This window comes from Micromonospora sp. CA-259024 (assembly GCF_050936255.1).
Classification (GTDB): domain Bacteria; phylum Actinomycetota; class Actinomycetes; order Mycobacteriales; family Micromonosporaceae; genus Micromonospora.
The window spans coordinates 349,244-373,272 of sequence record NZ_JBNJND010000002.1; the positions used below are offsets into that span (position 1 = coordinate 349,244).

General features: G+C 71.3%; 21 protein-coding genes and 2 tRNA genes. 10 read left to right on the forward strand and 13 right to left on the reverse strand.

Features of this window, described 5'->3' with window-relative positions; all coding sequences use genetic code 11:
- Positions 1–112: 112 nt before the first annotated feature.
- Positions 113–186 (reverse strand) — tRNA-Pro (locus ACQEUX_RS20895).
- A 314-nt stretch (positions 187–500) separates the two neighbouring features.
- On the opposite strand from ACQEUX_RS20895, the gene ACQEUX_RS20900 reads away from it, so the two are divergent.
- The 5 genes from ACQEUX_RS20900 (at position 501) to ACQEUX_RS20920 (ending at position 2,824) form a co-directional block, all read left to right on the forward strand.
- Positions 501–574 (forward strand) — tRNA-Gly (locus tag ACQEUX_RS20900).
- Between the two features lie 267 nt (positions 575–841).
- Positions 842–1,066: a hypothetical protein gene (locus ACQEUX_RS20905; RefSeq protein ID WP_433050883.1), complete on the forward strand. Its 225-nt coding sequence runs from the start codon at positions 842–844 to the stop codon at positions 1,064–1,066.
- Positions 1,067–1,185: 119 nt separating this feature from the next.
- On the forward strand, positions 1,186–1,593 hold the full coding sequence (locus ACQEUX_RS20910; RefSeq protein WP_433057010.1) for a nucleoside deaminase: 408 nt from the start codon (positions 1,186–1,188) through the stop codon (positions 1,591–1,593).
- A complete protein-coding gene (locus ACQEUX_RS20915; RefSeq protein WP_433050886.1) occupies positions 1,544–1,978 on the forward strand; it encodes a VOC family protein in 435 nt (144 codons plus the stop codon). Before ACQEUX_RS20910 ends, ACQEUX_RS20915 begins: the two co-directional genes overlap by 50 nt.
- A gap of 462 nt (positions 1,979–2,440) precedes the next feature.
- Entirely contained in the window at positions 2,441–2,824 is a 384-nt protein-coding gene (locus ACQEUX_RS20920) for a hypothetical protein (protein WP_433050889.1), read from the forward strand.
- Positions 2,825–3,193: 369 nt separating this feature from the next.
- Here the strand turns inward: ACQEUX_RS20920 and ACQEUX_RS20925 are convergent, their stop codons facing one another.
- Entirely contained in the window at positions 3,194–4,048 is an 855-nt protein-coding gene (locus ACQEUX_RS20925) for a dihydrofolate reductase family protein (protein ID WP_433057012.1), read from the reverse strand.
- A gap of 30 nt (positions 4,049–4,078) precedes the next feature.
- A complete protein-coding gene (locus ACQEUX_RS20930; RefSeq protein WP_433050892.1) occupies positions 4,079–4,510 on the reverse strand; it encodes a hypothetical protein in 432 nt (143 codons plus the stop codon).
- Between the two features lie 66 nt (positions 4,511–4,576).
- Here ACQEUX_RS20930 and ACQEUX_RS20935 point away from each other — a divergent pair, with 66 nt between their 5' ends.
- The gene (locus ACQEUX_RS20935) at positions 4,577–5,188 is read left to right on the forward strand and encodes a hypothetical protein (RefSeq protein WP_433050895.1); all 612 of its coding nucleotides are present in this window, start codon (positions 4,577–4,579) and stop codon (positions 5,186–5,188) included.
- 91 nt (positions 5,189–5,279) lie between these two features.
- A complete protein-coding gene (locus ACQEUX_RS20940; protein WP_433050898.1) occupies positions 5,280–5,672 on the forward strand; it encodes a hypothetical protein in 393 nt (130 codons plus the stop codon).
- Positions 5,673–5,784: 112 nt separating this feature from the next.
- Here the strand turns inward: ACQEUX_RS20940 and ACQEUX_RS20945 are convergent, their stop codons facing one another.
- The 5 genes from ACQEUX_RS20945 to ACQEUX_RS20965 all read right to left on the reverse strand — a co-directional run bounded on the left by ACQEUX_RS20945 (position 5,785) and on the right by ACQEUX_RS20965 (position 16,136).
- The gene (locus ACQEUX_RS20945) at positions 5,785–6,627 is read right to left on the reverse strand and encodes a hypothetical protein (protein ID WP_433050900.1); all 843 of its coding nucleotides are present in this window, start codon (positions 6,625–6,627) and stop codon (positions 5,785–5,787) included.
- Positions 6,624–7,133: a SigE family RNA polymerase sigma factor gene (locus ACQEUX_RS20950; protein ID WP_347661480.1), complete on the reverse strand. Its 510-nt coding sequence runs from the start codon at positions 7,131–7,133 to the stop codon at positions 6,624–6,626. Before ACQEUX_RS20950 ends, ACQEUX_RS20945 begins: the two co-directional genes overlap by 4 nt.
- A gap of 105 nt (positions 7,134–7,238) precedes the next feature.
- Positions 7,239–8,135, reverse strand: coding sequence for a fatty acid desaturase family protein (locus tag ACQEUX_RS20955; RefSeq protein ID WP_433050903.1), 897 nt, complete (start codon positions 8,133–8,135; stop codon positions 7,239–7,241).
- A 36-nt stretch (positions 8,136–8,171) separates the two neighbouring features.
- Positions 8,172–9,083, reverse strand: a complete 912-nt coding sequence (locus ACQEUX_RS20960) for a pyridoxal-phosphate dependent enzyme (RefSeq protein WP_433050906.1) — start codon at positions 9,081–9,083, stop codon at positions 8,172–8,174.
- Positions 9,084–9,092: 9 nt separating this feature from the next.
- On the reverse strand, positions 9,093–16,136 hold the full coding sequence (locus ACQEUX_RS20965) for an amino acid adenylation domain-containing protein (protein ID WP_433050909.1): 7,044 nt from the start codon (positions 16,134–16,136) through the stop codon (positions 9,093–9,095).
- Positions 16,137–16,479: 343 nt separating this feature from the next.
- Here ACQEUX_RS20965 and ACQEUX_RS20970 point away from each other — a divergent pair, with 343 nt between their 5' ends.
- The gene (locus ACQEUX_RS20970; protein WP_433050912.1) at positions 16,480–16,746 is read left to right on the forward strand and encodes a hypothetical protein; all 267 of its coding nucleotides are present in this window, start codon (positions 16,480–16,482) and stop codon (positions 16,744–16,746) included.
- A 184-nt stretch (positions 16,747–16,930) separates the two neighbouring features.
- Here ACQEUX_RS20970 and ACQEUX_RS20975 read toward each other — a convergent pair whose 3' ends face one another.
- The gene (locus ACQEUX_RS20975; protein WP_433050915.1) at positions 16,931–17,476 is read right to left on the reverse strand and encodes a hypothetical protein; all 546 of its coding nucleotides are present in this window, start codon (positions 17,474–17,476) and stop codon (positions 16,931–16,933) included.
- A 140-nt stretch (positions 17,477–17,616) separates the two neighbouring features.
- Here ACQEUX_RS20975 and ACQEUX_RS20980 point away from each other — a divergent pair, with 140 nt between their 5' ends.
- Positions 17,617–17,958: a hypothetical protein gene (locus ACQEUX_RS20980; protein ID WP_433050918.1), complete on the forward strand. Its 342-nt coding sequence runs from the start codon at positions 17,617–17,619 to the stop codon at positions 17,956–17,958.
- A gap of 12 nt (positions 17,959–17,970) precedes the next feature.
- On the opposite strand, the gene ACQEUX_RS20985 is transcribed toward ACQEUX_RS20980, so the two are convergent.
- The 4 genes from ACQEUX_RS20985 to ACQEUX_RS21000 form a co-directional block, all read right to left on the reverse strand.
- Complete coding sequence (locus ACQEUX_RS20985) at positions 17,971–18,438, reverse strand: ribose-5-phosphate isomerase (RefSeq protein ID WP_433050921.1); 468 nt, start codon at positions 18,436–18,438, stop codon at positions 17,971–17,973.
- An 88-nt stretch (positions 18,439–18,526) separates the two neighbouring features.
- Complete coding sequence (locus ACQEUX_RS20990) at positions 18,527–19,726, reverse strand: DUF1015 family protein (RefSeq protein ID WP_433050924.1); 1,200 nt, start codon at positions 19,724–19,726, stop codon at positions 18,527–18,529.
- 89 nt (positions 19,727–19,815) lie between these two features.
- Positions 19,816–20,346 (reverse strand): hypothetical protein, encoded by a 531-nt coding sequence (locus ACQEUX_RS20995; RefSeq protein WP_433050927.1) that lies wholly within the window; start codon positions 20,344–20,346, stop codon positions 19,816–19,818.
- Positions 20,347–20,538: 192 nt separating this feature from the next.
- Positions 20,539–21,165, reverse strand: coding sequence for a mycothiol-dependent nitroreductase Rv2466c family protein (locus ACQEUX_RS21000; protein WP_433050930.1), 627 nt, complete (start codon positions 21,163–21,165; stop codon positions 20,539–20,541).
- Between the two features lie 219 nt (positions 21,166–21,384).
- On the opposite strand from ACQEUX_RS21000, the gene pepN reads away from it, so the two are divergent.
- On the forward strand, positions 21,385–23,934 hold the full coding sequence (pepN, locus tag ACQEUX_RS21005; RefSeq protein WP_433050933.1) for an aminopeptidase N: 2,550 nt from the start codon (positions 21,385–21,387) through the stop codon (positions 23,932–23,934).
- Positions 23,935–24,029: the final 95 nt, after the last annotated feature.

Here is a 24,029-nt window from a genome sequence, read left to right on the forward strand (position 1 = left end):
TCTGGGCGTGATTCAGCCCATCGAGTGTAGGTGAGCCGGCCTGACGCACCGGCAGCGCCCGGGGACCGCACGAAAACGGCGGCACCCGGGGCGACCCGGCCGCGGACGACAGTCGGGGTGGCGGGATTTGAACCCACGGCCCCTCGCTCCCAAAGCGAGTGCGCTACCAAGCTGCGCCACACCCCGTGGCGACGTGCAGTCTATGCCGTCGGCGCGCCCGGGACGTGCCGGGGCCACCTCTCACCCGGACACAGCCTCCGAAAAACCCCCTTCCGCCCACTGGCGGGCGGCGCTGGCGGGCGGCGCTTCACGATCCGCACAACGTCGGAGAAGAGTGGCCTCCCGAGGCGGCGAGGCCACGACATCCGTGAGGTTGTGCGGATCTTGGGCGCTGCGAGACGGCGCGCGGACAACACCGACGCCGCCAGGCGGTGGCGTGGCTGCGCGGGCGGCAGAGGCATTGGGTACGCTGTCGGCGCGTCCCGTTTCGGCGGGGCTACGCGGGCGTAGCTCAATGGTAGAGCTTCAGTCTTCCAAACTGACGGTGCGGGTTCGATTCCCGTCGCCCGCTCCAACGACCTCCGGCCCAGATCAGAGGCTGCATCCCCTGATCCTGGGCCGGCCGTCCACTCCCCCGCTCCGATCTTGCGGGCCACCAGCTGCTCTGGCCGCCTCCGCGCCGGGCCTGCCGAGCGATCCGCCAGTCCATGGCCGAGGCGATCTCCCGGTCCGCTCGCTGATCGCGTGCTGGTAGATCAACGCCGCACGCATGCTCGCGTGCCCCATCCGCTGCATCAGCTCGCGAGTGCTCGCGCCAGAGGCTGACGAAGTAACAGCCCGGATGCCCACCACGGCCGAAGTCCAACTCTGGGGCCTGCCCGACGGCATACCCCTCATCTTCTGCCGACGCATCTCCGTGGATGCCGACGAGAGAATCGTCGAAATCTCAGACGCCGAGTACCCAGCCGACCGGACCGAACTGCGGTTCGTCACCCCACTCAAGCCCTGGCCCAAGCGCACATCAAGCGGCAACAGGCGACCAGGCCGGCAAGGAGGAAGACCGTGACCTCACCCACTAGACACGCAAGATGAACTGTTCCTCGCAAGGGCAACTGAGATTTCGAGGCGCGCGCCGGAAGACGAAGGGAAGACCCCGTTCGGTGCCATCGTCGCCATATCGGGACAATCGTCGGTGAAGGCACCAGCAGCCTTGTCGAGCTGCGAGACCCAACCGCACACGCCGAGGTCATGGCCCTGCGCGACGCCGGGAGCAAGCCAGGGCGGCACCTGCTCGAAGACGGCGCCATGTACGCCAGCAGCGAGCCCTGCCCCATGTGCCTCATGGCCTGCTACTGGGCACGCATCCCCTACCTGATCTTCGGAGCCAGCAGCCACGACGTAGCCACCTACGGCTTCGAAGACCTCCAGCTCTACCGCGAGGCCGCCCAACCGGCCGAGCACAGACCCGGTCCCCTGCGCCACAACCTTGCCCCGGGCGGGCCCGTGGAGACCACGACAGATCCCCCACCTCTATGGTGGGCCGATGGCATCGGTCAAGCAGATCCAAGTCACCTTCGACTGCGCAGATCCTGAGCGCGTCGCTCGCTTCTGGTGCGAGGTGTTGGGGTACGTCGTACCGCCGCCACCGGAGGGGTTTGCTAGTTGGGACGATTTCAATCGCACGCTGCCGCCTGAGCGTCAGGGCTCAGCGTTCGCCTGCAGTGATCCCTCAGGTGTGGGTCCGCGACTGTACTTCCAGCGCGTTCCCGAAGGCAAGGTCGTCAAGAATCGGGTGCATCTTGACGTGCGGGTCGGCACCGGGCTCGTGGGCGAGGAGCGCCTGGCCGCACTTGAGGCCGAATGCGCACGACTGGTCGCGCTCGGCGCGGTACGCGGGCGACTACTGCGCGCCGATGGCGACAACGAGTCGTGCCTCGTGATGCAGGACATCGAGGGCAACGAGTTCTGTCTCGCCTGAGTGGCCGCGAACGTGGCACCTTCGCGAGTCGACTGGTGCGGTTCACCACCGCGAGGGTCGCCGTCCCGCAGCGCGCCAACGGTCCTGATTGAACGGCCGCACTACCGACTTGCCCTCTTAAGGATCAAGGCGGCCCGCAAAGCGCGCCGCGCCGGCCCGGCCCCCCTCAGAGATGCCGCCGCGGATCCCCTCACCGGGCACCACAAGGGCTACCAGCCTCCCCGGACGGTCTGCGACTGCCCGACGAGGAGATCCGCTACCAAGCCGCATCGTTCCTGGCACGACTCGCCTTCCTGCCCCTATGCCCATGGCAGTAAGCGGGCAGGATCAGCACGGACAGCGGGGCTGCACGGGTGGTGAAATGTGTTGGTGATTGGGAACCACCGGGAGCTGTTCGCGGCGGTGCGTAAGCGACCGCACATGTACATGCCCCGGGGAGACTTCGCTAGTGTCGTTGCCTTCGTGGAAGGCTGCAACCACGGCAACGACTTCAACCTGCTCACTGGCCTCCAGAAGTGGCTGGTGACCCGTGTCGGGTGCGGGAACAACGTGGTCTGGTGGCACCTGGTTCTTCGGCTGACGGATCCGGAAGGCGCGACGAGCCTGGGGGACATGGACCCCGAGACTGATGCACGAGCCATCGAAACGCTGTTTCAGTGCTTGGACGACTTCCTGGCGCTGCGCCAGGAGCATGACGGGCTGAGCAGGATCCACGCAGCCCATCAGGCGTGGCTCGACGCCCGCGATCTCAACCACTGCCTCGCTTCCGGGGCACAGGCGTGCCCGGTCGTCGATTGGCCGAAGCCGCACGCCGGGGACCGCCGTGGGCCTTCCACGGGCCAGTAGTCACGAGGACGGACGGGCACGAGCGGGCGCGAACCGTAGCCGCATTGGCCGCCGCGACTAGGCGTTTCGGGCATCACGACCGGTTGATTGCGCTCTTCCGAACTGACGGTGCGGGTTCGATTCCCGTCGCCCGCTCCAACGGACTCCGGACCAGCAGGGGCTTATTCCCCCGATCCTGGGCCGGTCGACCACTCCCCCGCTCCGATCTTGCGGGCCCTCCGTGGGCAACTAGCGGCCCTTGCGGAATTTCCGCCCGAGCCTGCCGGGCGATCCGCTGGTCCCTGGCCGAGGCGATCTCGCGGTCCCGCTCGCTGGTCCCGTGCTGGTAGATCAACGCGGCCCGCATGCTCGCGCGGCCCATCGGCTACGTCAGCTGACACCTATCCCCGGGGATAGGGGGGACTGGCGGCTCTCCGCTCGATCTTCCTCGGGAAGTCCCGTTTGCGCCTCGTGAAGCGACCGGACTCGGTACCGCAAGTGGGTCACGTGCGGCGAATCCGCTGTGGCGAGCCGCTCCAGTTCGATGTGCGCGTTGCCGAGGTGCTCGAACAGGCGGCTGCCCGCGCCGAGCAGCACGGGGGCGATCTGGACTCGGATCTCGTCGACCAGGCCCACGGCCAGGAACTGCTGACCGACGGCAGCGCCCATCAGGCGTACGTCACGGTCTCCTGCAGCGGCGGTGGCCCGGGCGAAGGCGTCCCGGACGTCGGTGACGAAGGTGAAGGTTCCGCTCTTCTCGACCCGCTCGGCGAGGGGCTCGTGGGTCAGCACGAAGCAGGGCGCCGGGAAGGGGGTGTCGTTCCAGACGTCGATGCCGACGTCGAACGTCCGCCGGCCGAGCACCACCGCGCCCGTGCCCGCCTGCACGCCACGAACAATCTCCGCGTCCACCTCGTTCGATGAGGCGTTGAAGATCCACTCGTGCAGGCGAAGCCCGCCCACGCCCATGGGGTTCTCCACGCTGACGTCGGGGCCGGCCATGAAGCCGTCCAGCGACATGGTGACGTCCAGCAGCACGCGTGCCATGGCAACCCTTTCGTCGAGGGACGCCGCAGCGTCCGGGACCGACAGGTGCTCGACACCGTACCCATCGCAGTGGGGCGGTTCCAGCACGTGACTGGCGCGGCGCAGTCCGCCGCGCCAGGCGGTGCGTTGCCCATCGACCATCGAGCGTGATCGGGAGATCCGCGGTCCGATCAGGATTGGTCCGACCAGGCACGGCACGAACGACAACGTTCGCGCCGCCGTTGGCGCCTACGAGTGGTCCGGGAGAGGGAGATCCACAGGTTCGCCAAACGGCTCGACGGATCCGTCCCAACCGTTCCAACCCTGTTGAGTGATCTGCCCGTCAGCGTAGGTGTAGGACCAGCGAGAGCCGTCCTCGCCCTCGATATGGACGATTCCCGAGCGCACGAATGGCGCAATCGCGACGTAGAAGGCCGTGGCCTGGTCCGACCACTTGGGGTCTCCCTCGTCGTCGTGACCGAACTCGATCCAGTCTCCGTCCCGGACGATCGAGGCTCCGGCCGCCTCCGCCATGTCGGCGAGGGTGTCATCCGGAGGAGACACATCCGGGTTGAACCAACCATCTCGTACAGCCATGGCGGCCCGGACAGCGGCGACCGTAGCGACCTCGTCCGACTTCGGGATGTTCAGACGGCCTGAAGGCATCACCAGGTATCCCACGGCGCGGACCCTACATCGGTCGATGCCCACCACGCCATCAGCACCGGCCCCTGTTGAATGTGGGCCATGCCGCTGACCGTCGGAGCCCCCTTCACGATTCCCGGCTACAAGGCCATGGCCCCGCCTGACTACACCACCGAGTGCGACGCCACCGTGTACGCGGCAGACGGCGTGGTGGCACACCCCGCCTTCTGGTTGCACTACCTGTCGGGACCGGTGGGCGCCTACCCGGATGCGGAGGCCGCGTTCGAGGTCCCGACCGCTGACTACCACGCCATGGGCGCCGTCCTCGACGACCCCGAGCGCTGGCCGGTCATCTCGGTGCGGCTCGACGGAGAAGTGTGGCTACGGATCGTGTACCGCAACATCGAGGACGAGGCGGGGCTCGACTTCGTGGAGGAGCGACCAGGCCGGCCGGCAGAGGTGGTCACCTCGGTCGAGGGCCACGGGTTCACGTCCGCGATGACCTGGGCGGAACTGCTCGCCGCGGCGGCGCTGCCGGACGAACGGCTGACCTGGGCGCAACGGCTCATCCTGATGCTGCCGATGCTGGGCCAGCAGGAACTTTCCGAGGACGCCGAGAAGGTTGTGCACAGGGCGCTGGAAGGGATCGGTGCAACAAACCGGTCGGCCCTGGCACGGGTCCTGCTCGACGCTCTCGACTGGCGTACTCACTAGCGCCCACGAGGCCCGAGGCCCGCCCTGGTGCTCATCCGAGTCTGCCGATACGGCTCCTGTGCAGACACGTCGGATGGCCGAGACTGTAGCGATGGCACACGATGTCGGGGCCGCGCCGCACAGGCAGGTGGCGATCACCGCTCTGCTCATCGCCGCCGGCGTGCTCATCCTCTTCGTCCCCGCCAGTGACGAGGGCAGAGTCCTCGTACCCCTCAGCGAGGGTCACGGCCTGTCCGCCGTGGACGTGGTCGGCGCGGCACTGCTGGCGTTGGGCGGCACCTGGTTGGAAGTGCTCGTGGTACGCCGACTGCCGCACCTCGCCCTGGCCCCACGAACCTTGTTCGCACTCGGCCTCCTGGCCGGCCTCGGCATCGGGCTCCTGGTCGCCTCGGTCTTCTCGGGATTCTTCTGGTGGTGGGCCGTCGGCGCCAGCGCACTTGGCGTTGCCGTCCTCGTCCTCGTACCCCTCACGGCGCGCCGCTGAGGCGTGCCCGTTGCGGGGCTGACGATTCCCGTCGCCCGCTCGGCACACGAAGGCCCAGGTGGACCGCGATCGCGGTCCACCTGGGCCCACCCGGCGAAGCCGAGCCGGTGTGTCAGTTCAGGTGGAACCGTTCGTCGACCGCGAGGGCCGCCAACTGCGGCACGGTGAACGGCAGCTTCGTCAGCGCCGACCGACTCTCGTCGAGCTTCGCGCCCTGGGCAACGAAGACCACCACACCATCCGGGTGCCGGTAGGCCGACCACTGGTCGAGCCGGTCGTCGCTGCCCGGTCGGACCACCACGCCGACCTGCGCCGCACCGACGGTCTCGACCCGGCACTCGCCCTGCATACCCCAGAAACCGCGAGCCAGCATGCACGGCTCGGCCGGCAGTTGGTTGCCGGCGGCGTGCACCTCGACGATCACGCGCCCGGTCCCCTTCCCCTGGGCCACGGCGACCGAGGACAGGTAACTCCACACGTCGACGCCGTTCACCCTGTCCTCGAATTGCGCCTGGTGGGTCCGCAGCGTCCGCTGGTCGGCGGGCTGGTTCGCCGGATCCTCCGGCGTGCTGTAGCCGGCGGGCACGGCCGAGACGACCTCGTTGAGCAGTTCGACGCCCTGGTCGTGCTTGGACCCGGCCCGCGCGGTCCGGTCCTCCTGCGGGCGGCCGTCCGGACCGGTCGGCCACGGCTCCTTGGTGTCGACGGACGAACCCGGGCTGACCGGTGGCCCCTGACCCGCCGGTTGGTAGACCCGACCGCCCGGGTTGCCGACGGCCGCGAAGCCGGTGACCGCCAACACGACCGCCGCCGACCCGAGGGACGCCCACAGCGCACGACGGCGGAGTCGCGCCCGCCGCGCGGCACCGAGCGTGGCCCCCGTACTCAATGGTGGTGGCGGGGTGGTGCTCGCCATCTCGCTGCGCAGCGCCTCGCGCAACTCTTCTTCGTTCATCGCTCCCCCATCTCGATCCCGCTGTACGTGGGTGCCAGGAGGCCGCGCAGTGTGTCGAGCCCGCGTGCCGCCTGGCTCTTCACCGTCCCTGGAGAGCACTCCAGCAGCGCCGCGACGTCCTCGATCGAAAGGTCCTCCCAGTAGCGGAGAACCAGCACGGCCCGCTGGCGCGGTGCCACGGAGGCCAGTGCCTGGAGCAGCACCAGTCGGCTCTCCGGCGAGTCGGGCGCGGCGACCTGCTCGGCGTTCCCGCCGCCCACCCGCTCCCGCCGCCACCAGCCACGGCGCCGCTCGTCGAGGAACGTCCGGATCAGGATCTGGCGTACGTAGTTGTCGAGCACCTCGTGTCGCGAGATCCGGTTCCAGACCAGGTAGAGCTTGACGAAAGCGGTCTGGACCAGGTCTTCGGCCCGGTGCCAGTCGCCGCACAGCAGGTACGCGGTGCCGCGCATGGCACCGGACCGTGCCGCGAAGTACTCGGCGAACGCCTCGTCGCGATCGCTCATTCAGGCCTCCGATCCCCGTTTCGAGATAGTCACGCGGGGTCTGGCGCAGAGGGTTGCTCCTGAACTCGCACGTGTTTCACCGGGATCAACGCCGAACGGCCGCGTTCAGCGACGCACGGCCCGCCACAGCCGGCGGTAGAAGTCCAGGTACGTCTCCTCCACGTGCTCGGCGTACCGGATCGTCTCGGGGTGGCGTGCCGGAAGTTGGCTGATCGGGACGTTCATCGCGGCGTGGTGCTCGATGTGCAGGTTGTTGCCGTTGGTGAACCAGGTACTGAACCGACTGCCGCGGATCGAGCGGGTGTTGCGCAGCACGTCCGTGCTGTCGGTGTCGCAGAGCACGTGCTCCGGCAGCTCCACCAGGAAATGCGCCGGCACCGCGAGCAGGAGGGGCAGCAGCCACAGTCGTAGGACCTGCTCGTGGTGCCCGGTGCCGGCAAGGAAGCCCACGAGGAGGACCGTGGCTCCGAGGATCAGGTGCTCGGTGACGACCCGGCGGCGCATCGACGGGCTGATGTCGCCGAACTCGTAGCGCCAGCGTCCGGTCGCCGCCCGGACGACGTCGCGGGCGACGAACGCCAGCCGCGAGTAGTCGAACAGCCCGCGCAGCAACATGCCCCGGGTCAGCGGCACGCGGGTGTCGAAGCCGAAGAACTCGGTGTCCTGGGGGGTGCCGAGGTAGCGGTGGTGTTGCAGGTGCCGGACCCGGTAGTGGCTGTAGACCACGAACATCGGCAGGCCGAGAGGCACCCCGACGAGCCGGTGCGGCCAGGACGCCCGGAACGCCGAGTGGTGCAGGGCCTGGTGTTGCAGCTCGACCGCGTGGGTGTACATGGCGGCCAGCAGGACCACGCCGACAACGGCGGCGAGGGGTTCGGGGCGTAGGGCGAGGACGCCGCCGAGGACGGTGAGGACGGTCAGCGCGGCCAGCTTGGCGATGAAGATCCGTTCGTCGACGACGGAGGTACGTGCTCGGGCGAACAGCAGCATGGGGGGTGCCACGGTTGTCATGGGAGGTCTCTCCGTAGTGGGGCGTACTCAGCGCCCGCTGAGCAGCACGACGTGGGTGCCGGTGAGAGCGGTGGTGCGGGCGTACCGGAGCAGCCCGGCCAGTGCGACCGATCCGGCGGCGGTGGGGTGGGCGCCGTGCTCGGCGAGCAGCGCCTGGGCGTGGAGGAGGTCGTCGTCGGCGGCGCCGTGCACCAGGCCCCCGGTCGCGGCGACCGCCTCCATCGCCTCGGGCCCCTGCAGGGCATGCCAGTTGACCAGCGGCTGGTTGTGGTCGGTGGTGACGACGCCGTCCGGCGGCAGCATCCGGTAGGGCCCGGGCCAGCAGGTGACGACCGGGTTGTTGTCGGCCGAGCCGACACCGTGGATGGGTACGGACCAACCGAGCGCGCGCAGCTGGCGGTACACCGCGATGATCGTCGTACCGTTGCCGACCGGGATCCACAGCGCTGCCGGTGGCTCGGTGAGCGCCCGGTGCAGGGCGTGGGCGACCACGCCGTGGCCGGCGAAGACGGCATCGACGTACGGGCCGTCGACGTTCCCGTCGATCGAACCCTCGGCGAGCGCGAGCCGGCGGGACTCGTCGACGGCGTCCTCGTAACTGCCCGGCACGAGGTGCACGTCGGCGCCGGCGGCCCGCATGAAGGCACCGCCGTCACTCCAACCGGTCGGGAGCACCACCGTGCAGGCCATCCCGGCGGCGGCACTGGCCATCGCCATGGCTCTGCCGTAGTTGCCGCAGGTGGCGATGACGACCCGCCGGTGGCCGTCGGCCGCCGCACGGGCCACGACCGCGCGGGCCGCCGGCTCCTTGTGGCTCCCGGAGGCGTACCGGGTCTCGTCCTTGATCAGGACACGGGTACCGGGAACGAGTTCCCCGGCGTCGATGAGGGGTGTGCCGTACGCGTCGACGGGCGTCTCGGGCAGAACTTCGGTGGACACAGGGCTTCCTTAGCGGGTGTGCGGGGTGTCGGCGGTGAGCAGGGCGTCGGCTTCGCGCTGGAGTTCGTCGCGCGAGCCGATCTCGGCGGGCGGCAGGGCGTCCGGCAGGTGGTCTTCGAGCAGGCGGAGGCGGGGGGTGAACCATCCGCGTACGGCCCAGGCCAGCTGCAACAGGCCGCTGACGATGACGAGCAGGGCGAGGCCGCGTCCGGGGCCGGTGCCGAGCAGGTGGCCGACGGAATCGGCGAGGGCGCCGTCCGGTTCGAGCAGGGGCTGGACGTAGCGTTCGGCGAGCGGTCCGACGATCAGGTAGCCGATCGGCATCGTCAGCATCATCACCGTGATGAAGATCGACAGAACCCGACCCTGGAGTTCGAAGCCGACCTTCGTCTGCACCAGGGCGATCCAGTGGCCCTCGGCGAGCGACTCGCCGAACGTCACCAGGAACATCCCGGCCACCACGAGGACCGGCGCGTCTCCGAGGCCTATGACGGCCATGGCCAGGCTGCCGAGGCCCATGAAGATGATGAGACCGTTCGCTCGGCGGGCGGTGCCGCCCCACACGCCCATGGTCAGGCTTCCCACCAGCCCGCCGAGACCGCCGGCACCCAGGGCCAGGCCGAGCACGGCGGGGCTCTGCTCGATCAGCAACATCGGCGTGATCACGGCGAAGCCGAGGGTGTAGAACGCGTGGTCGATGACGAAGAACCGCAACGCGGCACGCAGTCCCGGCCGGCGGGTGATGTAGCGCCAGCCGGCGGTGATCTCGGTGCGGAAGGTCTCCTCCCGGCGGTGGAACATCAGGTCCGGGAAGCGGACCGCCAGCAGGGTGAGCACGCCGACGGCGAACGTGACCACGTCGATCGCGATCACGCCCGACACACCGATCAGCCCGACCAGCCCGGCGCCGAGCATGGGCGCGAAGACCAGGCCGACGCTGACCCCGAGCTGGCTGATGCCGTTGGCGTGGCCCAGGTACCGCTTGGGCACGAGCTGGGCGACCGCGGCGAGGTAGGCGGGCCGTTGGAAGGCCCCGGCGAGTGACGTCACCGACACCGCGAGGTAGACGTGCCAGAGTTGCAGGCCGCCCCCGGAGAACACGGCCACGGCGAGTGCCGCCATCGCCGCCGCCGAGGCACCGTCGCTGGCGAGCATGACGGTGCGCCGGTTCCACCGGTCGGCGACCGCGCCGGCGATCGGCCCGACCAGAATGCCGGGCAGCAGGCCGACCGCGTTCACCACCGCGAAGTCGGTGATCGACCCGGTCTGCTGGAAGACCCAGATGCTGAGTACGAGGGCACTCAGCCCGCTGCCGATCATGGACACCAGCTGGCCCAGTGCGACCAGCGCGAACCTGGACAGGCTCGGCTCGGCCGCGCTCACCCGCTGGGCGTCGCGACGGCGCGGCGGCGTGGGCTCCGTCGCCGGCTCGGGCTGGGCCGGCGTCTCCTCGTCCGCTGCCGGCGCGGCCGGCTCCACGAACGACACCAGTGCCCGCGCGAGCGGCTCCGCGTGGCTCTTGACGAAGAAGTGACCAGCCTTCGGGAGGACCGCCAGGTCCACCTCCGCGGCGAAGTGTCCCCACTCCTGATGGCGTTCCTGGTAGTGCTCTGTCACCCGGTCACGGGAGCCGACGACCGCCAGCACCGGCGTTCGCAGCGGGTCGGCCTGCCGCTGGTACGCGGCGGTGAAGTACTCCTCGGCGTCGCGGGCGTCGTGACGGACGTTGCGCAGGACGAACGCCTCCTGGGCCGGATCGTCCACGTCGGTGAAGCCGCCGCGACCGCGCAGGTAGGCGAGGTACTCCCGGTCCGAGGTGAAGCGGTCGGTGGGCACCAGTCGGTAGAACCAGTCGAAGAAGCGGCCGGGGAGCCGGGCCGTGGGGAAACCGGCGCCCAGCGCCACGCCAACCAGTGGCACCCCTGCTTCCTCCGCCCGCCGCGCGACCTCGACGGTCACCGCGACACCGAGGCAGTGGCCGTACAGCAGGACCGGCCCGTCGACGTCCCGCAGCTCGGTCATGACGAGATCCGCCACGGCCTGCGCGGGCAGCAACTCCTCGTCCGGCCGGGAGTGGTCGTGACCGGGCAGCTCCACCGCCCGCAACGCCCAGTTCGGGGGAAGGGCGGCGGCGAGCGGCTGGTAGGCGATCGCGCTGCCCCCCGAGTACGGCACCGCCACGACGGTGACGCCGCCGGTGGACAGGTCGGCGTCCGACGGTGTCAGCCGGTGCAGCAACGTGCGCTTCCCGAGCGAGTCGGGGTCGCGGTCGTCCAGCGCGGCGGCGAGTCGACGTACGGTCGGGTGCTGGTAGAGGTCGAGCAGGGCCGGGGCGGGCTCGATGCGCCGGATGACCCGGAGGGCGGCGAACGAGTCACCGCCGAGGGCGAAGAAGCTGTCGTCGATGCTGATGTCGTCGATGCCCAGGACCTCGGACCACACGGCCGCGATCTGCCGCTCCAGCGGCGTCCGGGCGGCCGTACCGGATGTGTCGGTGGTCGCGGTGGCGGGCGCGGGCAGCCGGCGGCGGTCGAGCTTTCCGTTCGGGGTCAACGGCAGCGCGGGCAGGCTCACCAACCGGGCCGGGACCATGTGTACGGGCAGCGTGGTGGCGAGCGCGTCGCGGATCGACACTTCGTCCACCGGCTCACCCGGACGGGGTACGACGTAACCCACGAGCTGGGCGACGCCGGACGGCAGCGGGTGCACCGCCACCGCGCACGCGACGACGTTCGGCAGTGCACCGAGTGCCGCCTCGACCTCACCCAGCTCCACCCGATAGCCGTTCACCTTGACCTGGTCGTCGAGGCGACCGAGGAAGTCGACGTCGCCGCCGAGGTGGTAGCGGGCCGAGTCGCCGGTCCGGTACATCCGGGCGTCCGGCTCCGGCGCGTACGGGTCGGGCACGAAGCGGTCGGCGGTCAGCTCCGGGCGGTCGTGGTAGCCCGGCGCCACGCCCAGCCCACCGAGGTACAGCTCGCCCACCACACCGGGCGGCACCGGCTGGCCGTGCGCGTCCAGCACGTAGACCCGGTTGTTCGGGAACGGCCGACCGATCGGCAGGGGCGCCTCGTCGGCGAGGTGATCCACCGAACCGTCGAAGTAGACGTTGTCGACGGTGACCTCGGTGACGCCGTACGCGTTGACCACCCGGTTGGTCGGCCCCACGAGGCGGCGGGCCAGCTCGTACTCCCGCACGTGCCACTTCTCGCCGCCGCCGATGAGCAGGTGTACGAAGTCCAGGCCCCGCCCGGGTTGGTCGGCGTACGCGAGCAGGTTGCGCAACACCGCCGGCACCAGCTCCGTGCACTGGACCTGCTCGGCGCACATCAACGCGTAGAGGTCGGCGGGGTCCAGGAGGGTCTCCCGGGGTACGACGACCAACCGGCCGCCGGTGCACAACGCCCGCAGGGTCTCCCCGACGAACATGTCGAAGGAGAAGCTGGCCGCCTGCTGGTAGGTCCAACCGGGCTCCAGGTGGTACGCGTGCTGCCACATGGCCACGGCGTGGACCAGGTTGCCGTGGTTGACGACGACGCCCTTGGCCTTGCCCGACGAGCCCGAGGTGTAGATCACGTAGGCGGCGTCGGTGCTGGCGTTGACCGGCTGCAGGTCGCCCCGGTCGGCCGGCAGCGGGCCTCGCAGGTACTCGTCGTCGACGAACACCGCCGCCCGGCTGTCCTGCCGCATGTAGTCGAGGCGTTCCGGCGGGTACGCCGGGTCCAGTGGCACGTACGCTCCGCCGGCCTTGAGCACGGCCCACATGGCGACGAACAGGTCGATGCCCCGGTCGAGGCAGATGGCGACGCGGTCACCTGGTCGTACGCCGTCGGTGCGCAGCCGGCGGGCCAGTTGGTTGGCGCGGCCGTTGAGCTCGCCGTAGCTGATCGTGGTGTCCCGGAAGGTCAGCGCGGGCGCGTGCGGGTCGGCCGCCACCCGCCGCTCGAAGAGCTGGTGCAGGGTGGTCGCGTCGGGCACCGGGATCGCGCTGTCGTTCCACCCGTGCACGATCCGCCGCTGCTCCTCGGCGGTGAGCAGCGCGAGCCGGCCCACCATCTGCTGTGGTGCGGTCGCGGCGGCGTCGAGCAGGGTGAGCAGGTGCCCGAGCAGCGCCTCGACGCGGGCCTTGTCGAAGAGTTCGGTGGCGTAGTCGACGTTCAGCACCGGGCCGTCGACCGGGAAGTCGAGGCTGACGGAGAGGTCCACCAGGGTCGCGGCCGGAGGCAGTTCCCCCGCGTACCGCACGCCGGGATGCCCGGCCTCGGGCACGTTGTGCACGGTGAGCACGACCGGGCTGAGCCGGTTGCGGTTGGCGCTGCCGGGCCGCCGCAACGCGTCGATCAGGTCGGGCAGGGCGAGACCCTGGTGATCCAGGTCGCTGAGGACCGCCTGTCGGACCCGGCCGAGCAGGTCCGCGAAGGAGGGCTCCCCGGCGAGGTCGCCACGCAGCGGGAGGATGTTCAGCAACGGCCCGACGACACCCTCCAGATCCGGGCTGGTCCGGCCGGCCACCGGCGACAGGATCGTGACGTCGCTGCGCCCCGTGTAGCGCCCCAGCACCGTCTGCAGGCCGGCGAGCACCACCATGAACAGGCTGGCCTGGTACGCCTGGCCACACTCGGTCAGCCGCCGTAGCAGTTGCGGGTCGAGTCGACGGCTGATGCGGTCGGAGGCGAAGGACCGGACCACCGGGCGCGGCCGGTCCGCCGGCAACTCGAGGTCCAGATCTGCGTCGTCGAAACGGCTCCGCCAGTACGCCACCAGCGTCGCGTCGGCCTTCGCGGCGGCGTACCGTGCGGCCAGATCGGGTACGGCGGCGGGCCGGGGCAACCCCGCTGCCGCGCTGAGGTCGTCGGCGTCCGGATGGCCCAGCGCCGCCTGGTAGAGCGCGGCCAGTTCGGTGCCGACGACGGTGCCGGACCAGCCGTCGTACACCAGGTGGTGGACCAGCAGGACGAGTTCGTCGTCGCCGCCGGTGCGGACCAGCACGGCGCGGGCCAGCGGCCCGTTGGCCAGGTCGAGCTTCTCGACGGCGATGGACGCGGCGGACGCGGACCGGGGCGCTTCGATCAGCGGGATCACCGCCTCCGCGTCGATGACCAGGCGCGGCTCGGCCCCGTCGTCGGGGAAACGGGCGCGCAGCAGCGGATGACGCCGGGTCAGCTCACGCAGGCCCCGGGTCAGGGCGTCGGCGTCGATCGGGCCGTCCCAGCGGAACCGGGCGCCGAGGGTGTGCGCGGGCAGGTCGGCGCAGATGCGTTCGGCCACCCAGAAGTCCCGTTGCAGAGGGCTCAGCAGGAGTGGGACGTCGGCGGGCACGGCATCGACCGGCGCCGCCTCGGTGGCCGGCGCGGTGGGGAGCAGGGCGGCGACCGCGCCGAGCGTCGGTGCGGCGTACAGCTCGCTGAGCGTGAGCTTCAGGCCGTGGCGCTGCCGCAGGGCACCGATCAACCGGACGGCGTCGAGCGAACTGCCGCCGAGGGCGAGGAAGTCGTCGTCGGGGCGTACCTCGCCGACGCCGAGCAGGGCGCCCCACAGGGTGGCGACCTCGGCCTGCGCGGGTGTCAGCCCGGCCGAGGCGGCGACCGGGCTCTCGTCGATGCTCGCCGCCAACGCCCGCCGGTCGGTCTTTCCCTGCGGGCTGATCGGGAAGGAGTCGTGTCGGGTCAGCACGGCGGGGATCAGGTAGGCCGGCAGTCGGTCGGCGAGACTGGCGCGCACCGCGGCGAGGTCCACGGTCGGGTCCGCCACGACGTGACCGACCAGGCGCTGCTGGCCGTCGCGGTCCTGCACGAGGACGACCGCGTCGGTGACGTGTCCGGCGTCGCGCAACGCGGTCTCGATCTCGCCCAACTCGACGCGGAAACCACGGATCTTCACCTGGTCGTCGGCCCGGCCGAGGAACTCGAGGGCGCCGTCGTCACCGCGTCGGACCCGGTCGCCGGTCCGGTACTCCGGCCGTCCGTCCGGGCCGGGACGGAACCGGTCGGCGGTGAGGTCCGGCTGGTGCAGGTAGCCGATCGCCACGCCGGCGCCACCGATCAGCAGCTCCCCGACCTCGGCCTCCGCGCCGGAGTCGTCGACGACGCGGCAGGTGACCCCGGGCAGCGGGTGCCCGATCGGCACCACCTCACCGGCCCACGTGGTCAGGTCGGCGACGGTGGCGACCACTGTGGTCTCGGTCGGCCCGTAGGTGTTGAGCAGCCGCACCGCGCTGCCGACCACCGCCTGCCAGCCACGGACCAGGTCCGCGCGCGCCGCCTCACCCCCGATGATCACCAGCCGGACCGACGTGGGAAGGGTGGCCTCGCCCCGCACCAGGGCGGCCGCCAGCTCGTGCCAGTACGCCGTCGGCAGGTCGAGGACGGTGATGCCAAGGGCGGCGCACCGGTCGAGGAAGAGGTCCGGCCGGCTGATCATGTCCTCGTCGCGCAGCACCACGGTGGCCCCGCTGACCAGCGGCGGGAAGAGCTCCTCGACGCTGGCGTCGAAGCTGAGCGAGGCGAACTGCAACACCCGGTCGGACCCGGTCAGCTCGTACCGGTCGACTGCGGCACGGCAGAAGCCGCTCAGGGCCGCGCGCGACACCATGACGCCCTTGGGGCGACCGGTGGACCCGGACGTGAAGATGACGTACGCGGTATCCGAGGTCGCCCCCTGCGCGCCGGACTGTGCCGACACCCCGCTCTCGTCGATCACCACACGGGGGCGGGTGTCGGAGAGCATCACCCGGATCCGGTCCGCCGGATACGCCGGGTCCAGTGGCACGTAGCCCGCCCCGGCCCGGAGGACCGCGAGGATCGCGATGATCGCCTGCCGACCACGGGGCAGTCGGATGCCGACCAGGTCCCCGCTGCCGACGCCCGCGGTGACGAGCTCGACCGAAAGCGCCTCGACCTGCTCCACCAGAGCCGCGTACGTCACCTCGGCTGACTGCTCCACCAGCGCGACGGCGGCGGGAAAGTGCTGCGCCCGCTCAGCGATGGCCGTCCAGATCTCATCCGGACCAACGCTGTCCAGCGCGATTGGACGACCGTCGATTGCCTGACTCACGGCACCTCTTCCTTAAGCGATCGGACTCGCGCCAAAGGCTAGGGGGAATTGCCGTCATCGAACGTGAACGGTGTCCAAATCATGAGCCACGCACCATGCCTGGGAATTCTGGTTCTTTTCACCTTGACCGCGTTTCGGCAGGTGGCCGAATGGGCGCCGGCGGCAATTCCGAAAACTGCGTGGCACGACCCCGTGCGCATATCCGGAACTGCTGCCGTTGGTCGGGGCGGCGACGGTCAACCAGCCGTGGATCGGCCGTGGACACCCTCCAGGTGCAGCACCACCGGAAGCCCGGCGACATTTCGCCCGTTTCCGGTCGGTGACGGCCGGGTAGGGCGTCTGCATGGACACGAACAGCACGGCGCACCTGACTGGCGGCCCTCGCGACGGCAGCACCCACGACACCGGCGGCGACGCCCTCGTCGAGGTGGAGATCGACGGCATGATGCACCGCTACATCAAGACCACCAAGCAGCACCACGACGGCCGGCCGCTCTACACCTACGACGGGGTGGTCGCCCCGGACGGCGGCGAGCCCGGCGTCGAGGACCCGGCCGCCCGGGTCGCGTCGCCCCGAGCCGACGCCGAGGGGCACGGCGGCACCCACTGACCGCCGCACCGACGGGCCCGAGAGGCCCCGAACGGGTACCAGTCGGACCGGCCGGCCACGGATGAACCCTGGCCTGCCGGGTAAGCAGCGGCCTGCCTGGTGGGGAGACGACCGGTGTCGCGGCGTGCCGCGACCGGGCGCCCGGGCGGGCGGCGAAGGCCGGCCCGCCCGGCGTTCCCCGGCGTCAGTTCGAGGAGATCCAGTTCCAGGCCGAGACGACCCACTCGGTCTGCCGGAGCCAGGCCACACCGAGGCCGACGAGGAAGACCGCCGTCGCCAGGTGGGCACCTCGCGCGCTGCGCCGGACCCGACCGAGCTGCCGCTCCAGCACCACGCGACCGACCAGCCGGGACAGGGCGAACAGGCCGACCGCCACCAGCAGGCTGAGCACCAGCACCAACAGCGGACCGCTCAGGTCACCCTGGCCGGAGAGCGCCCAGATCCCCCAGCACACGAACGCGAAGAGGCCGGCCGCCGCGCTCCACTCACCGCCGCGACGCAGTTGCGCCATCCGGGAGCTCAACGACCGGCGCGGGACCGGCCCACCGGGCCAACCGGTGCCGGTCGGCTCCTGCTCGACCACCGGGAACGGCTCGGTCCGCGGACTGCGCGGCTGACCCACCGGCGCCACCCCACGGCGGAACCCGTCACGCTGCGGCGGCACACCGACGCCGGCCTGCGGTGGCACCTCCACGGTTCGCTCCGCCCACGGCTGCGTCTGGTCTGCCATCTCGTCCTCCCCCTGACCGACGGCGACACCGCCGCCTGGATCCGAGGGTAGCCAGCCGGCAAATCGGTCGCCGAACCCGCCCGAGCCACAGGCCGGCACGACGGTGTCGAATCACACGACCGGCAGGGTACGGTCGGCTGATGGGTGATCCCGACCGACGACGGCGACGGCTGCGCCACCACCCCGAACCCGAGCCGGGCGGGCGGGGTGCCGACGCCCCGACGGCCAGCACCGCGGGCGTGCACGACGGTGACGACCCGCCGCCGCGCCGCCGGAGCCCGGGGGGCGACGAGCGCGACGGCGAACGAGGGCTGCGCGGCTTGGTCGGTTCCGGCTCGTCCCAGGTGGGGCTGAGCGCCGCGCTACGGGCCCGGGACGCGGCCCGACCCAGCGACGACGACCTGGCCGAGGCGGAGGCCCGGGTGGTGGTCGTCCGGCGTAACTGGGTGCCCCGCGAGGAGCTGCCCCGCTCGCCGCGCTGACCGCTGTCGAGGTCAGGGCAGGTCGGGCAGCTGCCGGGTCCGCTCGTACTCGGCCACCTGGGTGATCCGGCGGGCGTGCCGCTCGTTGCCGGAGAACGGCGTGTTCAGGAACGCCTCGACGATGCCGGTGGCCTCGTCGAGCGTGTGCTGGCGGGCGCCGACCGCGACCACGTTCGCGTCGTTGTGCTGGCGGGCCAGCTGAGCGGTCTCCACGTTCCAGGCGAGCGCTGCGCGGACCCCGGCGACCTTGTTCGCGGCGATCTGCTCACCGTTGCCGGACCCACCGATGACGACTCCGAGGCCCGTCTCGTCGGCCACCACCCGGTCGCCGGTGTGCAGGCAGAACGTCGGGTAGTCGTCGTCCGGGTCGTAGGCGTGCGGGCCGACGTCGACCACGTCGTACCCCTGCATGGCCAGGTGGTTGGCCAGGTGCACCTTCAACTCGAAACCGGCGTGATCGGATCCCAGGTAGACGCGCATACCGGGCAGTCTGTCAGGCCGCGCTCGGGGACGTCGCAGGGGCGGCGTCCCCGAGCCGGGTTCGTCACACGGTCGTGTGGGCGGCCGCTCAGCGCGGCAGCTCGGCGACGACCAGACCGCCGCGCGCCTTCGGAGTGAACCAGGTGCTCTTGCGGGGCATCTTCTCCCGGGCGAGGTTCACCGCGACGAAGTCCGACACGGTCACTGGCGCGATCAGGATGGCCAGCTCGGCCCGGCCCGCGTCGACCTCACCGGTGAGCCAGCTCGCCGGGTAGTCACCGCCGACGTAGGTGATCCGCTTGTCGCCCGGGTCCAGCCCGAGCGCGTCGCGGAGCAGCAGCCGCTCGACCAGGGCGTGGTCCAGGTTTTCCAGGCGGCCGGAGGCCGTGGCGGGCAGGCGCACCGCGTACCCCTGGCCGTCGAGGCGGAGGTGCACGGTGCCGCCGGCCGCCGGGACCTCGACCGGGTCGTCGATCGGCTCGACCTCGGCACCCGCCGCCCGCAGCCGGTCGAGCAGCTCCGCCGGGGTGGTGGTCAGCTCGCTGACCAGCCGGTTGTACGGCTGGATGGCCACCGACGCGGGGGTGGTGACCACGGCCAGGAAGCGCGGCAGGCCGCCGGTCTGGGCGGCCAGGCTGCGGTGGTTGCCGTCGGCGACGACCAGGTCGCCGCCACCGGCGAGGGCGGTCAGCGTGGCCTGCTCCGGGCCGGGGCCGAGCAGCCAGATGGCGTGCGTGCGCCCCGCCTGGTCGGTGTCCGTGGCGGCGGGCGCGCCGGCTGTTTCCGTCGCCGCCGCGAGCGCGGCGTGCAGCTCGTCGCCACGCCCCGTCTGGAGCAGGAGTACGGGTGAGAGCAGGTGCCCCAGCGCGTCGGCCAGCGCCACCCGCTCACGAACCTTGGCGATGAAGACGTCCTCGTTGCGGATGACCAGGCCCGGCTCGTCGGCACGGGTGGAGATCTGGTCGGTGTCCACCATCGCGAACATCCCGTACGCGGGCTCCTCCCCCGGCGCGCTGATCCGGTAGAGCACCACCACCTGCTCGGCGGGGGTGTAGCTGCCGTCGGCCTTGGCCTCGGTGAGGCGGGCCACCGCGTCCGGGAGAGCGTCGAGGAAAGACTTGCCCAGGCTCTCCGGCGCGCGGTGCGGCATCTCGATGCCGAGGGCACTGTGCGGGTTCGCCTCGATGATCGCGGTGATCTCCGCGTCGTCGGCGAACTCGTCGTAGTTCTGCGCGCCGGTGCCGCCAGTGGTGACCCAGGCCCGGGTGATCGGATGCACGACCGTCATGCCCACTGACGCTACCGGCGACGGTGTGGCCGCCGACGGGGACCCGCGGAGCGTCCACCAGATGAAAGCACCGGGCCGGGGCGCGGCTGTCAGTTGGCGCGGCCGGATGTGCCCCGACGATGCCGGCCCGCCGTCACCGGCCCGCCGTTGCCCCGCCGGGCGGTCGCGGCCGGCCCGGTGGTCACGCTGCGCCGGGGTGTCGCGGGCGGCCCCGGCACGGGACGCTCGGGCGGCGGCGACGGGACGGGCCGCGGGTTCAGCGGCGGCGTCGGCACCGGACGCGGGGCAGCGGGTGCCGGCGGAGGCGGTGCGGGTTGGGCCGGTGCCGCCGCCGACGGCACGAGCAGCGCCGGACCGGACGCCGGAAGATCGGCCGGCACGGAGTCGACGGCCGGCGTCAGCGGGTCGGCCGACGCGGGCGGGCTGAGCCGGGAGGTCACCGGGACCCGGGCCACGCCCACCACGATGGGCGGCGCGAGCAGATCCACCAGGTGGGCGGGCAGGTCCGGGCGGACCGCCGGCCAACGGGAGTCGTCAACGGACCAGTAGGCCGCGCCGGGAGTCTCGATCACCCCCTGCCGGGTCAGCTGATCGTCACCGGACGCACGGTGCTTGGCCATCGGGATTGCCTCCACGAGCTGCGGGGTGCGGCCCTGCGGGTCGCTGCGGCGGACACCGAGGGAAACGACGCCGCCCGCCCACCGGTGACGCCAGGACCGTCCTCCAAACCCGCCGCCGCACCCGGCGTCCGACGCGGCGCGCCCCGCCCGGCCGGCAATGCGGTCCGGACGGGGGCGCCTGGTGGTCGTGGATCAGTCGAAGATCGGGCCCTGCTCACGGGTGCGCTTGAGCTCGTAGAAGCCCGGCGTGCCAGCGACCAGCAGGACGCCGTCCCAGAGCCGGCCGGCGGCCTCCGCCTTCGGGGCGGGCGTGATCACCGGGCCGAAGAACGCGACGGGGCTGCCGTCCGGGCCGGGCGCGTGCACGACCGGGGTGCCGACGTCCTGCCCGACCGGGCGCATGCCGGCCTCGTGGCTGGCCCGCAGCGCCTCGTCGTAGTCGGTGCTGTCGGCGGCAGCGGCCAGCGCCGGGTCCAGGCCGGCGTCGGTCAGCGCGGCGACGTAGAGCTCCTGACCCCGCTCCTCCTTGCCGAGGTGGATCCGGGTGCCGAGCGCGGTGTAGAGCCGGCGCAGGACGTCGCCGCCGTACTGCTGCTCGGCGGCGATGCAGATCCGCACCGGGCCCCAGGCGGTGCGCAGAAACGTCCGGTACTCCTCGGGCAGTTCGTCCCGGCCCTCGTTGAGTACGGCGAGGCTCATCACGTGGAAGCGAATGTCCACGTCACGGACCTGCTCGACCTCGAGCAGCCAGCGGGAGGTGATCCACGCCCACGGGCAGGCCGGGTCGAACCACATGTCGGCGGTGACACGATCGGTCACGGTGAGGTCCCTTCGCGACGGGTGGCGCCGGCAGTCCGGCGTCTCATCGAATCTTCACCCGCACCGCGTCGCCCGGCATGCGAATGAGAGCGTGACCTCGGCCACCGCGGGCTGCCGGTACATGGAAGACTCGGGTCGGGCCGGCCGCCACGCGCGGTTGGCGAACGGGCGCCGCCGGGCGTACGGCGAGATGTGGGATGGAGACGAACAGTGCCGGGAGTGCGCAACCTGACGCAGGTCGAGGCGACCGAGCGGGCCCGCCTGCTCGACGTGACGGGGTACGACATCAGTCTTGACCTCTCGACCGCCGTGCTGGCGGCCGAGGGCCGCACGTTCCGGTCGACCACCGAGGTCCGGTTCCGCTGCGCCGAGCCGGGCGCGAGCACGTTCATCGAGCTGGCCGCCGAGTCGGTGCGTTCCGCCACGTTGAACGGCGCGCCGGTCGATCTCTCCGACTGGTCGGCCGAGAAGGGCCTGATCCTGTCCGAGTTGGACAGCGACAACACCCTGGTGGTCGACGCGGACTTCGCCTACTCCAACAGCGGGCAGGGTCTGCACCGCACGGTCGACCCCGTGGACGGCGAGACGTACCTCTACAGCCAGTTCGAGACGGCCGACGCGCAGCGCGTGTTCGCCTGCTTCGACCAGCCCGACCTGAAGAGCGTCTACACCTGGCACGCCACCGTGCCGGCGCACTGGCGGGCGGTGTCCAACATGCCCGTGCAGCACGAGGAGCCGGCGGGTGAGGGGCTCAAGACGCTGCACTTCACCAAGTCGCCCCGGATGAGCACCTACATCACGGCGATGTGCGCCGGGCCGTACCACGAGGTGCGCGACAGTCACGACGGCATCGACCTGGGGGTGTTCTCCCGGGCGTCGATGGCGCAGTTCCTGGACTCCGACGACCTGTTCCTGATCACCAAGCAGGGCTTCGACTTCTTTCACGAGAAGTTCGGCGTGCGCTACCCACTGCCGAAGTACGACCAGCTCTGGGTGCCCGACTTCAACGCCGGCGCGATGGAGAACTTCGGCTGCGTGACGCATGCCGAGTCGCACTACCTGTTCCGCTCCCAGGTCACCGACTTCGAGTACGAGCAGCGGGCCAACACGATCCTGCACGAGCTGGCCCACATGTGGTTCGGCGACCTGGTCACCATGCGCTGGTGGAACGACCTGTGGCTGAACGAGTCGTTCGCCGAGTGGGCCAGCCACTGGTGCAACACCAACGCGACCCGCTTCACCGAGGCGTGGACGACGTTCCTGTCCATCCGGAAGAACTGGGGCTACCGGCAGGACCAGCTCTCCTCCACCCACCCGGTCTACACCGAGATGCCGGACATGGAGGCCGTCGAGGTCAACTTCGACGGCATCACCTACGCCAAGGGCGCGAGCGTGCTCAAGCAGCTCGTCGCGTACGTGGGCGAGGAGCCGTTCGTCGCCGGGCTGCGGGCATACTTCGGCAAGCACGCCTGGGGCAACGCCACCTTCGACGACCTGCTCACCGAGCTGGAGGCCGCCTCCGGCCGGGAGCTGCGCAAGTTCGCCGCACAGTGGCTGGAGACCGCGCAGGTCAACACGCTGCGCCCGGAGGTGACGATCGGCGCGGACGGCACGTACGAGCGGGTGACGGTGCGGCAGGAGGCGCCGGCCGCGTACCCGACCCTGCGGACGCACCGGATCGGCGTGGGCCTGTACGACCTGGCCGACGGGCGGCTGGTCCGCCGCGAGCGGTACGAGGTGGACGTGGCCGGCGAGCGGACCGACATCGCCGAGCTGCGCGGCGTCCGCGCCGCCGACGTGCTGCTGCTCAACGACGACGACCTGAGCTACACCAAGCTGCGCCTCGACGACCGCTCGATGGCGACCGTGGTGCAGCACATCGGCGGCTTCGAGTCGTCGCTGGCGCGGGCACTGTGCTGGACCGCCGCATGGGACATGATCCGCGACGCCGAGCTGTCGGCCCGCGACTACGTGGCGCTGACGCTGAGCGGGCTGCCCGCGGAGACCGACATCAACCTGGTCACCGCGACCCTGCGGCAGGCGACCACCGCGCTCACCCTCTACGCCGACCCGGCCTGGGCGCCGACCGGCTGGGCCGAGCTGGCCCGTACCGCCCGGGACGCGCTCGCCGCCGCCGAGCCCGGCAGCGGATTCCAGCTGGCCTGGGCCCGCGCGTACACCTCGGCGGCCCGCTCGGATGAGGACCTGGCGACGCTGCGCGGCTGGCTGGACGGCACCGGCATGCCGGCCGGGCTGACCGTGGACACCGAGCTGCGCTGGTCGGTCCTCGGGGCGCTGGTGGCCAACGGCGCGGCGGGTGCCGCGGAGATCGAGGCGGAGCTGGCCAGCGACCGCACGGCCAGCGGCGAGCGGGAGGCCGCGTACGTGCACGCGCTGGTGCCGACGGCCGAGAACAAGGCCGCCGTCTGGGCGCTGCTCACCGGCCCCGACGCGCTGCCCAACTGGCGGCACCGGGCGCTGTTGCAGGGCTTCGCCCACCCGGTGCAGGTGGAGCTGGTCGCTCCGTACCGGGAGCGGTACTTCGCGACGGTGGGTCAGGTGTGGGCCAGCCGGGACAGCGAGCCGGCGCAGGAGTTCGCCCAGTTGGCGTACCCGACCTACCTGGTGGAGGACGACACGGTGGCGGCCACCGACGCGTGGCTGGCCGGTGACGGGCACCCCGGCCCGCTGCGCCGGCTGGTCGCCGAGGGCCGCGATGGTGTGCTGCGCGCGCTGAAGGCCCGCGCGAAGGACGCCCAGCAGGCCTGATCAGGGAGTATGAGCGCCTGGCCGCGCTGGAACAGCCCAGACAGACCGAAGCCCGGCCCGCTGAGAGCGGGCCGGGCTTCGTCGTGCGAGGAAGG

Excerpts from the sequence above, each read along its gene's own strand:
- ACQEUX_RS20990 (WP_433050924.1), bottom strand. The coding sequence starts at position 19,726 with ATGACGGTCGTGCATCCGATCACCCGGGCCTGGGTCACCACTGGCGGC.
- ACQEUX_RS20980 (WP_433050918.1), top strand. The coding sequence starts at position 17,617 with ATGGGTGATCCCGACCGACGACGGCGACGGCTGCGCCACCACCCCGAA.
- ACQEUX_RS20985 (WP_433050921.1), bottom strand. The coding sequence starts at position 18,438 with ATGCGCGTCTACCTGGGATCCGATCACGCCGGTTTCGAGTTGAAGGTG.
- ACQEUX_RS20940 (WP_433050898.1), top strand. The coding sequence starts at position 5,280 with ATGGCACACGATGTCGGGGCCGCGCCGCACAGGCAGGTGGCGATCACC.
- ACQEUX_RS20915 (WP_433050886.1), top strand. The coding sequence starts at position 1,544 with ATGGCATCGGTCAAGCAGATCCAAGTCACCTTCGACTGCGCAGATCCT.
- ACQEUX_RS20995 (WP_433050927.1), bottom strand. The coding sequence starts at position 20,346 with ATGGCCAAGCACCGTGCGTCCGGTGACGATCAGCTGACCCGGCAGGGG.
- ACQEUX_RS20945 (WP_433050900.1), bottom strand. The coding sequence starts at position 6,627 with ATGAACGAAGAAGAGTTGCGCGAGGCGCTGCGCAGCGAGATGGCGAGC.
- ACQEUX_RS20950 (WP_347661480.1), bottom strand. The coding sequence starts at position 7,133 with ATGAGCGATCGCGACGAGGCGTTCGCCGAGTACTTCGCGGCACGGTCC.
- ACQEUX_RS20935 (WP_433050895.1), top strand. The coding sequence starts at position 4,577 with ATGCCGCTGACCGTCGGAGCCCCCTTCACGATTCCCGGCTACAAGGCC.
- ACQEUX_RS20905 (WP_433050883.1), top strand. The coding sequence starts at position 842 with ATGCCCACCACGGCCGAAGTCCAACTCTGGGGCCTGCCCGACGGCATA.
- ACQEUX_RS20975 (WP_433050915.1), bottom strand. The coding sequence starts at position 17,476 with ATGGCAGACCAGACGCAGCCGTGGGCGGAGCGAACCGTGGAGGTGCCA.
- ACQEUX_RS20970 (WP_433050912.1), top strand. The coding sequence starts at position 16,480 with ATGGACACGAACAGCACGGCGCACCTGACTGGCGGCCCTCGCGACGGC.